This window comes from Paenibacillus sp. J31R30 (genome assembly GCF_059692115.1).
The window spans coordinates 41,027-55,223 of record NZ_JCAUAV010000014.1; the positions used below are offsets into that span (position 1 = coordinate 41,027).

Consider the following 14,197-nt stretch of genomic DNA (forward strand, 5'->3'; position numbering starts at 1 on the left):
GCTTCTCTCATGTCCTCATTAATTAATTGTAACTGTGGCCAATTTCAAAGCTTCGTTCCAGCTATAGCTGCCGCCAAGCAGGCTAACCATATCTTCAATCGCAGCATAGCTACGGCCATCAATGATTTGTGGCGCAAGATCGGAGAAGAACTGTTTGCCATTGATGATCAGCTTAACGCCTGGTGCAGGTAATAGCTGTGCAGGCAGGTCATGTTTGCCACCAATGTTAACAACCACAGCATGCAGCGCATCGTTCCATACCGTTGTTCCGCCTAATGCTTCGATCACGGGGACAATTGCCGCATACGCATGATTATGATAAAGCTGTGCAGATGCCGTGGTGAATGGCTTGCCGTTCACCATAAGCTTAACTGCACCCTTGGGCGCAACAACAATTGTCCCTGTCATTTTGCTGCCAGAGTGCAGGTAACATTCATAGACATAGCTGCCCGCTTTGGTAAATGTCAGTGTGTATGACTTTTGCGCCAGGAGCATGCCCGAATTGGTGAACCCATTGCCATCGAACTTATCTGTTCCAGCAGGAGCCAAAAATGCCGGGTTCATATCCCCCATCGGACCGAAAAAGCTAAGATCAGCTGGTTTATTGAAAGTAATGAAATGGGGTTCGTACAAATTATTATTCATCCATTCCACGGAGTCGCCTTCATTGATGTACAACGTTTCCGGCATCATTGTATTCAAAGTAAAACCGCGATGCCCCATCCCTGCGTCCACCATGTACATGGTACTGCCATCTGCGTTCTTCATGTAATTTCCATCCATACTGGTATGTTTAAGTGCCTCCACTTGCGCCAATAAATCATCTACGTCGGACTTAACCCCTGCCATTTGTTCGACAAGATTAGGTATAGCTGCACCTGCTGGGAGAACAACAACCGTCCCTGTCATGAGCGGATGCAAAATACAAGCATAAGAATAGGCCCCTGCTGCCGTAAACGTAATCGAGTAAGCGTCCCCTGGCTGGAGCAAACCAGAATTGATTAAGCTTTTTCCATCCCATTTACTTCCGCTTGTAACAGAAGGTGCGAAGGCTTTGGGATCTTGCGGGCTGAGTGGGGCTGACCCTGCAAGAAAAGTTACCGTGTGCGGTGTAAACTGCGCACCATCCGTAAATTTAACGGTATCCCCTTCATGAATGTAAATGACTTTCGGAAACATCGAATCCAGAGATGTTTGATCTTGCTCCTTTCCTACGGAAACATTCCACGATTGTGGAGCGGCAGTGTCTGCCGCAAAAGCTGTTCCGAACGAAGTGAGCATTAAAGCTGATGATAATAGCAAAGCCAATACCTTTTTGCGCATTCAACAATTCTCCTCGCCAAGTGAATTTGTATGTAATCCATGAGCGGACAACACCGACTAAACTCCTACAAGCACTATCCGATACGTATTGTATCAAACCAGGCGCAACGCAATCAATAGTTTTGTATGGTAAAACTTACAATTTCTCCATTAAATTTTTATTAAGCATTTGACATATCGCTAGCCCACAAATGAGCTTATTTTACGACAAAAAGAGACCTTTTCCGAAAGGTCTTTTCGACCCATAGAAGAAGCCTCTTTTCGTTAGATACATGCCGTCGTATTCGTCTCCAAAATTGACACCTCATTCGCTTACCTTCGGCAAATGAATGGTAACTGTCGTCCCAGATATCTCTCCATTTCTGATTTGCAGGCCGTAATCGTTTCCGAAAATAAGCTTAATTCGCTGGTTCACATTCGGTAAGCCAATATGTTTGCCAACAAGGTCATGCTCCTGAGAAAAGCCTTCGTTTAATTGCTTCATTTTATCAGCATCCATACCAACCCCGTTATCGCTCACCTCAATTACCAAATCATCGCCGTTGCTTCTGCCTACAATCCGAATCGTCCCGTTATATCGTTTAGGCTTCATACCATGAAGGACGGCATTCTCCAACAATGGCTGTAGACAAAGCTGCACGATTCTGTAGGGGTAGAGCTCGTCATCTATGTCCCATTCGACAGTGATTTTGTTCTTGTACCGATAATCGATAATAGCCAGATACTTGCGAGCATGCTCGATTTCACTTTCAATGGGGATCAGATGACTGTCGGAATCCGTACTCAACCGCATTAGATCTGATAGGGAAGCTAGCATGTCCGACACTTCATTGCTGCCGCCTGTTAATCGAATAGCCATCCATTTGATCGTATCCAGCGTATTGAATAAGAAATGAGGATTTATCTGTGCCTGCAGTGCCAAGGACCTCGCTTTACTGAGCAGCGCCATCCGTCGCTCGAGCTCCCCCTCCAGCTCATGCTGAGAATTGATGTTCTTCGTGATGTTGGAAAGAATGAATCGAAGCTCATTGCGATCTCGCAACGTATTGCCTAGAGCTGCTGACGAGACGTCAAAGACCGACATAATCTCTTTCACAGGGGAGAATGTGCGCCTTGAAATCAGGAAAGACACAACGGTAATAACAACCATGCCGACAGCAGCAAAAATCGTCATAAAGTTGCGCAACGCGATCATCTTCTCATTGTAATGATGGATCGGCAGCAACAGCACATAGCGCCAATCATACTGCTCAGATTTGGCGATGGAGACGACATACTGGCTGCCTTCAATGGTCTGAATGGTTGATTGCGGGGCCGAATTCTCCAGCGAAATGTTGGCTAGAAGCTGATTCTTCTTCGCATCCGTAAAGAGCTCCGCGCGCTTGTCACTGAAAACAATTTGACCAGACTCATCAACAATAAACAGTCTTTCTGCCAAATTGGAACGTTTGCGACCAATCACTTCCCCAAGCTTCTCCACGTCAATATTGACGACGACCGCGCCGAATTTCTCTTGATAATAGATGTACATCGGTCTTATGAGTGAGATGTAGTAGGGAAAGCTGTTCGCCCTTCTCCTCGCCATCACAGAGGGATTGTTGTCTGACCTTTTCACATAGCTTGCATACCAGGACTTGTCGTCGATCGTATCCAATGGCCCGGTTTGATAATTATTCGAAATCAAATATTTGTTGCGTTCGGAGTAAATATAGATCGAATCAATGTAATTGTACGTGCTGCTTAAATTGATAATGTAGTTATTCAGTCGCGTGTACAAAGTATTGGCGATCTTCCCAGGATCAGCGGCAAAAACGAACTGTACCGCATCATCCTGCAGCGTCAGCATGGTGGCCATTCGGTCGGTTTGTTCGAACACCGTATCAACCACATCGCGCAAACGGGAGAGCGAGTTAAGGTTCACGGCGCTTATTTCCTCCCGAACGATGCTGTTCATTTGATGGTAAACCGCGAGCCCCATCCCGACGAATGGAACGACTGTCAGCATGAAGATCAGGAGGAGATTTTTAATAAACAAGCTTTGAAATTTATAATTGCGTATGTAATAGAGAAGCCCCGTCTTGCTCATGTCAGGTACCTATCAGGAAATTACGGCAATATTCTTTCGGCGTGCTGCCTGTCATTTTTTTAAAGACACGATTAAAATATTTGCTATTGGGGTAACCAACCTTTTCGCCGACCTCATAAATCTTATATTTGTTCGTACGCAGAAGTTCGATCGCTTCTTCCACACGTATCTGAGTCAAATAGTCTGTGAAGTTAAGACCGGTATATTGCTTAAATAAACGGCAGAAATACACCGGATTCAGAAAGACGAAATCAGCCACGCTATCCAACGACAAATCTTGATGGTAGTGGTCACGAATATATTGCTGCGCTTTGGCAATGATGCTGTTCGATGAGCTGATTTTGTGCGGCGCGGTTGTTTTCATGACTTCATCCAACGTATTCTTGCTTAGACTCAGGATTTCATCCATATCGCTCTTGTTCATATCGTGACCAGTAATTTTACCTGTGAGTTCTTTCACGTCGATGCCTTCTTGCGCGAAGGTACGTCCAACGACGGCGAATAAATCTTTGATTAATCGGTGCGTGAAGCTGCTCGGTAATCCTTCGAATTCCTCCATAAAATGGTCAAGCAGACTCTCCGCCTCAAGCGCATTTCCCTCCAAAATATTGGACATAAACAGCTTATACCGCTCAACGAGCTGATCCTGTTCATTTTTGTCCAGCTGCAGCTTCCCATTCGCATCTTTACGGACTAGCTTCATTTGCCCCGTGTAGGCGGCTAAATCCAGTAAGTTCTCATATCTAGATTCGATGCTCGCATCAAAGGATAAATGAAAGATAGCCTCGATGGAGGCTTTGATTTTGCCCAACTGCTGACTAATCAACCATGTTACGGCTTCCTCCTCCATACCCTGATCCCATACGGCTACAACCTTGAAGCCATGAGAAGCGATGTTGAGAGGAAAGTACTGAATGACAGGCTGCTGTTTCAGGAACATGCCGCCGATCGCTTGCTGAACACGCTCCTTGCTGCTATTCGAACCAAAGTCTGTTTGACCGTGCAGCTTGATGTCAATATCAATGAGACCGCAGTGGTTAGATAACGTAATTGGCAGCGAGAGCAGCTCAATGCGACGTTTGATCTCATCTGGATTCCGAAGCGCCCCCATGAGCAGGTCAGTCCAGAATTGGTCCCTGAAGAGCGGAATCAGTGCCTGGGACAGCTGTTTATCCATCATTTGCTCGCGCTTTTCGGCTTGCTCTTCGTCTAGCTTCTGCTTAATGCCTTCGAATACGTTTTGGATCTGTTCCAATTGAGCGGGCTTCAGCAAATAATGTTGAACATTGTATTGAATCGCCTGCTGAGCAAAAGCAAATTCTTTGTATCCGCTTACAATTACGACCTTTGTCTTTGGCTTGTTTTCGTGTATATATTGCGCTAATTGGAGCCCCGTGACCTCCGCCATGATGATATCTGTCAGCACAACATCGACGTCATTGTGTTTCAAATAATCCATGCCATCCTGCCCGTCCTCGAAATCAGCCATCATCTCAAATCCGATTTCTCGCCATGGTATGAAGTCCACAAGCCCCTTGCGTATGATTTCTTCATCGTCCAGAATGATTAATTTGTACATGACGCATCCCCCTCTGGCTCTATCTCTAACACATTGTAGTTTCAACAGCAACTGCCATAACCCTTCTGCTGAAGATGAAAAAAGCCATCCCTATTGATAGCTAGGATAGCTTCTGTCCTATAACAACTATATCATGACTGCTGGGGGGACTATAGATCACAATCTTTACTTTTAGTTTCGAAAATTAACTTCCTATTCGGAGGTGAGAAGCCAGATCGTTATTTCCCCTTCCCTGCCTGCATGCTGCAAGGTCAGATCGATGAGGTAAACATCCTTCGACTCGCCTTTATGATTCACGAACACATCTTTGGAAATTGTGGCAGCAAGCTGGGCAGCATCGTAAATCAGATCGGCATGCGTATGGGCACCCTGGACCCGAATTCTACCATGCTCAACCACCAGCGGTGTATGGAAGGTTACGAATCTTTCAACAAAACTTTCGAGTACTTGTGTGCAGGAGTAGGAATCCTTGATACAAAGGGAGATTACCCCCTCTTTATGAAAAAGGAATCGGCGCCGCAAGCTGAGCAGCTCAGGCAACTCGTAGGCGCCAGCAAGCTCTAGCTCGAAAACGTCCTGCTCAGCCGTTGATTTGGCTTCTATTACTTGCGCGGAAAACCCCTTGCCAGCAGACTGGTACTGGCCATTCACGATCGGAACCGAGTGGCCACGCGACGTGGTTCCCATAAATTGATAACGAGACGTCACACCGTATTCTTTGGTGTATTCACCTGCTCCGAGATCGGCAAGCAGCGTTTCCCCATTTACATGGAGGACAAAATGCCCCAGATCATTATGATTATGAAACTCCCCGTTATGACCGCCTTTAGCCGCAAAACCAACCGTGTCCACACCGCTTCCCGCCCTGCTTACCATCACCTGCGTCTCTGGGAAAAAGCTGAAAGCTTCTTGAGCCAGCGTTTCGCCGAGCTGCGGATGGCTCCAGACAAAAGCGCGAACGATTGGCCCCCACCTATAACAGTGGTCGTCGTGAAAACGCATCGCGAAGTGAGGAGAAGGTGTTTGGACTTCTGGATAACTGCGGTGAAGGCGATGTGTCAAACCAAGACTGAATTTGTAACCCGGTATGCAGTCGGCAAAATTAACGACCTGATCGCGGCTTAAGTAGCTTTTCTGCTGAAATAGGGCAATACGGCGAATTTTCTCAGCCTGCATCAGGTTGATTGTACCCGCTGATCTTTCTTTGAGCAGTTCCGCATACATGACGTAATAGCCGAAGCCGTAATTCCAATACATGACACCCTCGCAGCAGGCACCATCATCGAGATAGCCGCTAATAAAGCATTCCATGCCAGCCGAGGTCCGTTGGAGGATCGCAGCCAGTTTAGCCTCATCTTTGATCAAGTACATAGCCGCCATGCCAATCGCACCTGAGCAGACGGCCGTCCAGTTGGAGCCTTCCGTCTCCCAGTAATAGGAGCGCTTCGCATAGGCGGAAAACACACGATCCTCCACCTCATGCGAGATGCGATGAATGACGGCTTCAGCCAATTTATCTTGCAGTAAACTCGCGATCTCCGCAAGATAGAAAGCCGTTTCCGCCGCAAACAGCTCCACCATATAACGATGTTCTGCCACATTGACGCCTACGAGCGATTTCCCCTCCAAATGCGCGGGCAAGCTCCACGTGAACTCATCACAGATCGCCCAGATGATATCTTCAAGCGCTCTAATATGCCGCTCTTCGCCATAGGCGAGCGATAAGATGGCATAAGCAGAAAGCTTCTGCCTTCGGTGGAAGTATTCCTTTTCATAGGCTAAGCGAGTACCCGTGTCGTCATAAAGCCGATAGCTGGAAAAAGATATCGCGGGCGTATACGACGGGAATAGCTTCTCTGCTTGGGTTATTTCATCCAGCATCGACTGATAAAAAGGCAATGCTTGCCTCTCATGCCAGTGGAAGGCGTTTCGAGCTTCTGGCAGCAACAAGCGCTCTCCGCCCGCTTCTGTTCCGTATGTTAAGGCTTGATAGAGCTGCTCTTTATCCATCATTCGTACCAGTACCCCTTGCGTCCATGCTCCAAACGGATCAGCGCTTCAAGGTAAAAATAATCGCCCCAAATCATGCAATCATCGGGTGATGAGTTGCCTAACACGCCGTACGAGCCGTGTTCAAGGAAGCCTTGAACCTCCTCGTTCGTTGGTCGATAGTTCTCGATCAACGACTGCATGGAGCGGATCACTCCGTCATTCAGCATCGCGCGCTGCGGGTCATCCGCAGGCAGATGCTCGAGGATTTCCAAGATCCCGCAGGCAGCAATCGCTGAAGCGGAGCTGTCACGCTTAGTGCCCGGTTCAACGGGCACATCGAAGTCCCAGTACGCGACGGCGTCCTCGGGCAGCCGCTCGATGAAATGGACAGCCAGTTGCTTGGCTGTATCGAGATAGGCCTTATTTTTCGTATAGGTATAAGAAAGTACGAACCCGTAAATGCCCCACGCCTGTCCCCTCGTCCAAGTGGAACCGTCCCGATATCCTTGGTGCGTGCCTCCGCCGATCGCATCGCCCGTCTCTTGGTTGAAGAAGAAGGTGTGATAGGAGGAGCCATCACCGCGAACGAGGAATCGCCGACTCTTCTCCGCATGCGTGACCGCAACATCATAATATTTCCTATCTCCTGTCTGTTCATAGGCCCAGTAAAGGAGCGGTAAGTTCAACATGCAATCAATTATGATGCGCCCGCCGTTGATCGGATCGTTCTCCAAGCCCCAAGCTTGAATGAGCTGAGTCTGGGGCCGCCAGCGCTTGAGGAGTATGTCCGCAGCTTCGAGCGTTAATTGGCGTGCTTTTTCATTCTTTTCGATGATCCATTGGGCTTTAGCCGAAAGTGAATATAAGAAGCCGATATCGTGATGATCGAGCTTGATATGTTGATCCAAACGTTCACGGAAAGAGTCAACAGTGCGTGCCGCTTCGGTACGAAACGTCTCGTCACCGCTGTATTCGTAGCAATGCCAAAGAATACCTGACCAAAAACCATTGATCCAGCAGTTATTTGGAATCAGCTTAAAGCGAGGTCCGCCGTCCGTTACTTCTGGGAACAGTCCACCGTAAGCGGGGATATTGCGTCTTGTTTTATCAATGGCATCTTCAATCGCTTGCTTCCATATCGTCGTCATACAAGTTCACACCTTTCACGGAGTTCGAAGCTTTATGGTAAATGAATACGAGCCCGAGCCGACCTTATAGAGATGATAACCAGCTTCGTCCTCGCGCAGATATGTGATGGCCGTCCAATGCGATTCTGCTGTACCTGATTCTGAAACATCCTGTCTGCTGGCGGAAGGTAAGGCAAGGGTAGCGGATAGGTTGGCGGGTACGGTCACATCCACGTGCAAATAAGGTCCTGTCTTCCTCCAATGGATCGTTGTCCGTCCCTCTGGAAGATCATGATGCGCCTTCACCCAGTCCACTCCATCTACCGGCCCAGGTCTAAGCTCCAGCCAATCTGTACCTGGCGAATCGTAATGGATACGAATGCCCGCCAGCCCTGCATATAACCACTCTTCCGCATGCCCTAGCATAAAATGGTTCTGAGACAGCCCTTCTGTCGGGCCGTTCCACAGCTCTGTCAGCGTCGTCGCGCCATGCGCGATCTGATATCCGTAGCTTGGGTGCTCTTCCCTCGACAGCATCGCCATCACAACCTCTGACCGATGGAAGCGGGTCAGCGCCATTAATAAGAAGCGGAAGCCAACATCGCCTCCGGTCATGCTGTTGCCGCGTGCGCGAATATCTTGCACGAGCTGACTCAGCGTTTGCTCCTGCAAATGCGCTGGCACAAGCCCTACCGCAAGCGGCATGGCGAGCGAGGTTTGGCTGCCTGTTGCGTAGGTGCCAGCAGACGCATCATAGAACTGGCTGTTAAAATCCGCGTGGATCGTCGTCGCGAGCTTCGCGAAAGCATTCGCGTCTTCCTCACGCCCAAGCACTTTGGCGATGGCTTGCATGGTGGTGACATCATAATAATAGATGGCAGTCGCTGTTAGGGAGATCGGTGTATTTTGCGGGAAGCCGTCCCTTGATTTGGGCCCCACATCGCACCAGTCACCGAGTCCTTCGGTAAAGAGGCCGTTAGCTGCTCGATCGCGTAAATAGTTTACGTATCGCCCCATGCCCTCGTAATGCCGCTCCAACAAGGAGGGATTGCGGTACCATTTGTAGGTATACCAAGTGGCCAGAATATACGCGCTTCCCCATTCTGGTGAATCTCGGAACCCGTTCTCGAATACGACGTATTCGGGAGCAATATCGGGCACAAGCCCGTTGTCCAACTGTGCGTGCCCCATATCGTCGGTAATTTTGCTATAAAGCTCGCTTACGTCATAGTTGTACATAATAGAAGGCCCCATCAGATGGACCTCTTCCAGCCAACCCAGCTTTTCCCGGTGAGGACAATCGGTCATGACACTTTTCATGTTGCTTAAAATGGCCCGATTGATGATGGCATGAATCCCATTCAGTAGGGTATTCGAACACGCGAAGCTCCCGGTCACACTTATATCGGGATAAATCATTTCAGCTTGTATATCTAGCAGTTGTGGAAGATGGGTCGATGTCGCCTGCCAGACGGCACCTTCCACTTGCACATATCGAAATCCCGTGTACGTAAATCGCGGATGCCATTCCTCCACGCCTTCCCCTTTCAACGTATACGAATACGAGGTAGGGGATCCTGTCCACTGCTGGGAGACAGTGCCATCGGGATTTAGCAGCTCGCCGGGGATTAATTTTACGGTCGAACCAACTGGTCCCTGGACGCGCAGCCGCGCCCAACCGGAAACGTTGCTGCCGAAATCGCAAACGAGCATGCCCGCTTTCCATGCCACGATGCTGACAGCTGACAGCCGCTCCATCACTTTATTGGGCCGGAAGTTCTGGGCTCGTAGTTGGCCTGTCGGGACCGAGGCAAGCGCTGCCCTTTGCCATCCTGCCTCCGCAAATCCCGGGCAATCCCACCCTTGCTGCTCCTTGGTAGCATCATAGTCTTCTCCACCATAGATACAGGAGAAGATTATCGGCCCCTTGGCCGTGACCCAATTCTCATCGCTCATAAGCGTCTGAGTCGTTCCATCCGCATAGGTCAGTTCCATTTGCAGAATGAGCTTCGGATCCCCAAAACCCCCAACATACTTGGCGTACCTCTCACCCTTTACGCGATAAAACCCATTCCCCAGCATCACACCAACTGCATTTTCTCCCTCCTGCAGATAGGAGGTCACCTCATACTTCGTGTACAAGATGGTCTTGTTATAATCCGTCCAGCCGGGTTCCAGAACACAATCCGTTACGTTGTTGCCATTCACTCGCATCTCAAAGTGGCCTAATCCACAGACGTACGCCCACGCACTTGCAAGAGGTCGATCGACCGTAAATGCTCGTCTGAACAACGGCAGAGCGCCTTCCGAATCACCTGCTGTTGTTGCATCCACCTGAGAACCTGCCCCGATCCATTTGGCTTTCCACTCAAAGGTTGCTGACATATCACATTCCCTGCTTTCGCTTCAAATTAACCTTTTAAGCTTCCAATCGTGAGTCCGCGAACGAAGTATTTCTGGAAAAAAGGAAACACAGCTAACAACGGGCCTGCAGCCACAATCGCTAAGGCAAATCGCATCGTTTCCGTAGGTACCGTCATAGCGGACAGATCGAATTCACTCGGGAAATCCTGCGCCATCTGTCTGATGAATTCGGCTTGCGCCAACACCCGTTGCAGGAAATACTGCAGGACGTACAAATTTTCGTTGCGGATATAGTATAATGCCGTCTGCCAATCGTTCCATTTTACCAGTACGCTAATGAGTGCCATCGTTGCAAAGACAGGTGTCGATAACGGGATAATAATTCGCCAGTAGATGTGGTATTCGTTCGCACCATCGACCTTCGCCGATTCGATCAATGCACCAGGAAGTTCTTGAAAAAAAGTGCGGAAAATGACAATGTACAGCGGAGCACAGAGATTAAGTAGGATATACACCCAGATCGTATCGCCTAGATGTAAATATTGCGTGTTAATAATGTACGAAGGGATCAATCCGCCGCCAAAAATCGTCGTAAATACGATCAAGAACGTGACCGGTTTACGAAGTGTGAAATTCGGCCGAGCAATCGCATAGCCGCACATCGACATGATCAAGACGCTCAGTAAAGTCCCGATAACTGATTGGAGTATCGTAACCCCGTAGGCACGCATGATTTTCTCCATGTTTGAAAACACAATTTTGTACGCCGTCAAATCCCATTGCTCGGGAAATAATTTGTAGCCATGGCTTTGAATTAAACCTTCATTGGAGAACGAAACGGAAATAACGAGCAGGATCGGTAAAACGAATGCTAATGAGATGAGTGCGAGCAGGACATGGACAAGTATGGGGTCTTTGCTTCGAGTCATCGCGGATACTCCCCTTTCCCGGATTAAAACAATGCGGAATCACTATTTATTTTCTTGATGATTTTATTGACGAAAAGGAAGAAGAACAATCCGACAACCGATTGTATCAGGCCTACTGCTGTGCCGATACTAAAATCACCGGAGCGCAGCCCACGGAATACGTAAGTGTCAATGACATCTGTCGTTGGATACAACGTACCGACATCGCGTGGGATTTGGTAGAACAGTCCGAATTCCCCTCGGAATATATCGCCGATCGCAAGTAAGACGAGAATGGACAGCACTGGCATTAGGGATGGAATCGAAATATGCCAAGATTGCTGCCAGCGGCTGGCCCCATCAATTTTGGCTGCCTCAAATATTTCCGGATCAATGCTGATCAATGCAGCGTAATAAATTAAGCTGTAAAACCCAATGTAGCGCCAAATGTTCGTGATCGTCAGAATAACAGGCCAATAGGAAGGATGGGCATATAAATCAATGGATTTTCCGCTAAAAAACTCGGTGATTTGTGTGATAGCGCCTTGCTCTGGTTGAAATAGCGTGTACGTAATATAGCTAATCAGAACCCACGATAAGAAATACGGGAACATCATCGTCGTTTGATAATATTTGAGCGAAAACTTATTTCGCACCTCATAAAGCAGCAGCGCAGCCCCCATGTAAAAGATATTTCCTACAACAATGAAGCCAACCCCATAGCCCAAGGTATTGCGGGTTAATCTCCAAAAGTCTTGCGACTTGAAAAAAAACTCAAAGTTCTTGAACCAGACCCAGTCGCTGCCTAGAATACCTTTGGCGTAAGAGTAATCTTTGAACGCAATGACAAGCCCAAACATCGGCCAATATTGAAATAGAATAAAATAAATGATGGCAGGAAGCGCTAGACTTAGCAGTATCCAGTTATCCTTCACAAACGCTTTGCTGCGTCTACGAGGCACAGTTACAGCCAATTCTTTACGCCTATTCGTTGCAAGCATCGCATTGCCTCCCTCTGATTTCTGCCTTTATGAGCAAATGGCTGGGAAAATCCCAGCCATTTATCTACATCAAGAGCGTTTACTTATTTCGCGCCTTTGGCTTTCATATAAGCATCCACTTGCTTCTGAAGCTCCGCTTTCACTTTTTCAGAGCCTGCTGTCTTCATCTTCGCGATCATATCGTTGTAAAGCTGCTCCCAGTTCTCCATCGCGCCAAGCTCAAGAACTGTGTACTCTTTGGCGATCGCTGCGATTTGTGCCAATTCATTTTTAATGCTTGAAACGTTCGGTTTAAAGCCTACGATTGGGTGAATAACCGCTTTGCCGTTCGCTTCTTTTTCAACCCACTCATTGATACCAGGTGAATCTGCAGTCGTTTCCCATGCATTGAATTGATTGCCTACAACGAATTTACCAATACTGTACTTCGGTTTGTTGTCAGCTCCATTAATAACCTCGATGCGGTTATCGCCAACCTTCTTGTAGTGCTGACCTTCAATACCGTAGACGAGCAAGTTGTATAAATCTTTACCTTTTTTCGTATTCATAAGATCAATAAGCTGCATAGCGCGTTCTGGGTTTTTCGACGTTCTTGCGATTGCTGTGCTTGAGCTGCTGTCCAGCACGCTGATCGTGAAGTTTTTGTCCATATTCACAACATCCACTGGGAAGCCCGCTTTGACCGTTTCTGCTTGCGCTTGACCGATCCAGTTCGTGTGGAACCAGAGGGAATAGCCGTCTTTCTTCGCTTCATCTTGTCTGCGGTTCGCGTTGCTGGCCACGTCCTTGCGGATGTAACCTTTTTTGAACCAATCCGCCATCACGCCATAGTACTGCTTCATAGCCGGAATTTCAGGCGTTAATTGAACTGTATAAGTTTTGTCATCGAAAGGAATCGTGAAGTTCGGCGTAAGCTGGATCCCTTTATTTTCGGCTGAGAAAATCGCGTCACTAATCCCTTTATTGAGGACATTGTTCTCTTTCAATTTTGCCATGTAATCTTCGATCAGTTTGTAATCTTCCGTTCGGAGTGCTTTGCCTGGTCGGGAAGTTAACGTATTCTCAAATTGCGTACGGTCCATATATTTGTCTGCCAATTCCTTCGGTGTGCGCATACCAAGCTTCAAGTCGATCATGTCTTTATAGGAAGGAATGGAGTAAAGCTTGCCATCTACCTTCGCTAGATCAAGCACCCATGACGGAACTTCCTTTAAGTAATCCTGCCCATATTTCTTAAGCAGCTCATCAAGCTGAATGTAAGAGCCTTTCGCGACTTCATCCCCATACGGGATGTAGAAGCCCGTCCACGCGAGGTCAACTTGTTCGCCTGATGCTGCGATTAAATTCCATTTTTGCTGATACTCGGTGTTCAAAATTACATTGAACTCCACCGTCGTATTCGGCAAATACTTCTGTAATTGCTTGTTGAACTCGGCAAACACCTTGTCGAATTCTTCGGTTTTATTCACTGCGTATAAGACCCATTTCAGCGTAACTGGCTTCGCTGCTTCCGTTGCCGCCGGCGTGGCTGCCGCTGCGGTTGGTGTGTTGGTTGCTGGAGTCTGGGTATCCTTCGTCCCGCTGGTGCAAGCGCTTAACATCATAAGCGATGTCATGCAGAGTACTGCCGTTGTGTTTAGCCATTTTCTGCTTTTGATCATTTGTATCGCCCCCGCTTATCTACCAAATTTGAGATTGCCGCTTTCGCTATCCCTTGAACTAATTGTAAACGTTCGCCTTCGCGCTTTCCGCTCCAAATAATTGACTTTGCTCACTTATTTGCATCACTTGTGAAAACTGGATAAGGATCACAATTT

The 14,197-nt window shown here is 47.9% G+C and carries 9 protein-coding genes; all 9 read right to left on the bottom strand.

Annotation, left to right across the window (positions count from 1 at the left end; all coding sequences use genetic code 11):
- Positions 1 to 18: 18 nt before the first annotated feature.
- Positions 19 to 1,323, bottom strand: a complete 1,305-nt coding sequence (locus AC58QO_RS28755) for a plastocyanin/azurin family copper-binding protein (RefSeq protein WP_497271651.1) — start codon at positions 1,321 to 1,323, stop codon at positions 19 to 21.
- Positions 1,324 to 1,627: 304 nt separating this feature from the next.
- The gene (locus AC58QO_RS28760; protein ID WP_497271653.1) at positions 1,628 to 3,409 is read right to left on the bottom strand and encodes a sensor histidine kinase; all 1,782 of its coding nucleotides are present in this window, start codon (positions 3,407 to 3,409) and stop codon (positions 1,628 to 1,630) included.
- Between the two features lies 1 nt (position 3,410).
- Positions 3,411 to 4,988: a response regulator transcription factor gene (locus AC58QO_RS28765; RefSeq protein ID WP_497271655.1), complete on the bottom strand. Its 1,578-nt coding sequence runs from the start codon at positions 4,986 to 4,988 to the stop codon at positions 3,411 to 3,413.
- A gap of 192 nt (positions 4,989 to 5,180) precedes the next feature.
- Positions 5,181 to 7,001: a heparinase II/III domain-containing protein gene (locus AC58QO_RS28770; RefSeq protein ID WP_497271657.1), complete on the bottom strand. Its 1,821-nt coding sequence runs from the start codon at positions 6,999 to 7,001 to the stop codon at positions 5,181 to 5,183.
- On the bottom strand, positions 6,998 to 8,128 hold the full coding sequence (locus AC58QO_RS28775) for a glycoside hydrolase family 88 protein (protein WP_497271658.1): 1,131 nt from the start codon (positions 8,126 to 8,128) through the stop codon (positions 6,998 to 7,000). The genes AC58QO_RS28770 and AC58QO_RS28775 overlap by 4 nt, the downstream gene beginning before the upstream one ends.
- Positions 8,129 to 8,143: 15 nt before the next feature.
- Entirely contained in the window at positions 8,144 to 10,492 is a 2,349-nt protein-coding gene (locus AC58QO_RS28780; protein WP_497271660.1) for a family 78 glycoside hydrolase catalytic domain, read from the bottom strand.
- 26 nt (positions 10,493 to 10,518) lie between these two features.
- Positions 10,519 to 11,400, bottom strand: a complete 882-nt coding sequence (locus tag AC58QO_RS28785) for a carbohydrate ABC transporter permease (RefSeq protein ID WP_497271662.1) — start codon at positions 11,398 to 11,400, stop codon at positions 10,519 to 10,521.
- A gap of 23 nt (positions 11,401 to 11,423) precedes the next feature.
- Positions 11,424 to 12,380 (bottom strand): ABC transporter permease, encoded by a 957-nt coding sequence (locus AC58QO_RS28790; RefSeq protein ID WP_497271664.1) that lies wholly within the window; start codon positions 12,378 to 12,380, stop codon positions 11,424 to 11,426.
- A gap of 83 nt (positions 12,381 to 12,463) precedes the next feature.
- The gene (locus AC58QO_RS28795) at positions 12,464 to 14,041 is read right to left on the bottom strand and encodes an ABC transporter substrate-binding protein (protein WP_497271665.1); all 1,578 of its coding nucleotides are present in this window, start codon (positions 14,039 to 14,041) and stop codon (positions 12,464 to 12,466) included.
- Positions 14,042 to 14,197: the final 156 nt, after the last annotated feature.

Excerpts from the sequence above, each read along its gene's own strand:
- AC58QO_RS28795 (WP_497271665.1), bottom strand. The coding sequence starts at position 14,041 with ATGATCAAAAGCAGAAAATGGCTAAACACAACGGCAGTACTCTGCATG.
- AC58QO_RS28765 (WP_497271655.1), bottom strand. The coding sequence starts at position 4,988 with ATGTACAAATTAATCATTCTGGACGATGAAGAAATCATACGCAAGGGG.
- AC58QO_RS28770 (WP_497271657.1), bottom strand. The coding sequence starts at position 7,001 with ATGATGGATAAAGAGCAGCTCTATCAAGCCTTAACATACGGAACAGAA.
- AC58QO_RS28775 (WP_497271658.1), bottom strand. The coding sequence starts at position 8,128 with ATGACGACGATATGGAAGCAAGCGATTGAAGATGCCATTGATAAAACA.
- AC58QO_RS28780 (WP_497271660.1), bottom strand. The coding sequence starts at position 10,492 with ATGTCAGCAACCTTTGAGTGGAAAGCCAAATGGATCGGGGCAGGTTCT.
- AC58QO_RS28755 (WP_497271651.1), bottom strand. The coding sequence starts at position 1,323 with ATGCGCAAAAAGGTATTGGCTTTGCTATTATCATCAGCTTTAATGCTC.
- AC58QO_RS28760 (WP_497271653.1), bottom strand. The coding sequence starts at position 3,409 with ATGAGCAAGACGGGGCTTCTCTATTACATACGCAATTATAAATTTCAA.
- AC58QO_RS28785 (WP_497271662.1), bottom strand. The coding sequence starts at position 11,400 with ATGACTCGAAGCAAAGACCCCATACTTGTCCATGTCCTGCTCGCACTC.
- AC58QO_RS28790 (WP_497271664.1), bottom strand. The coding sequence starts at position 12,380 with ATGCTTGCAACGAATAGGCGTAAAGAATTGGCTGTAACTGTGCCTCGT.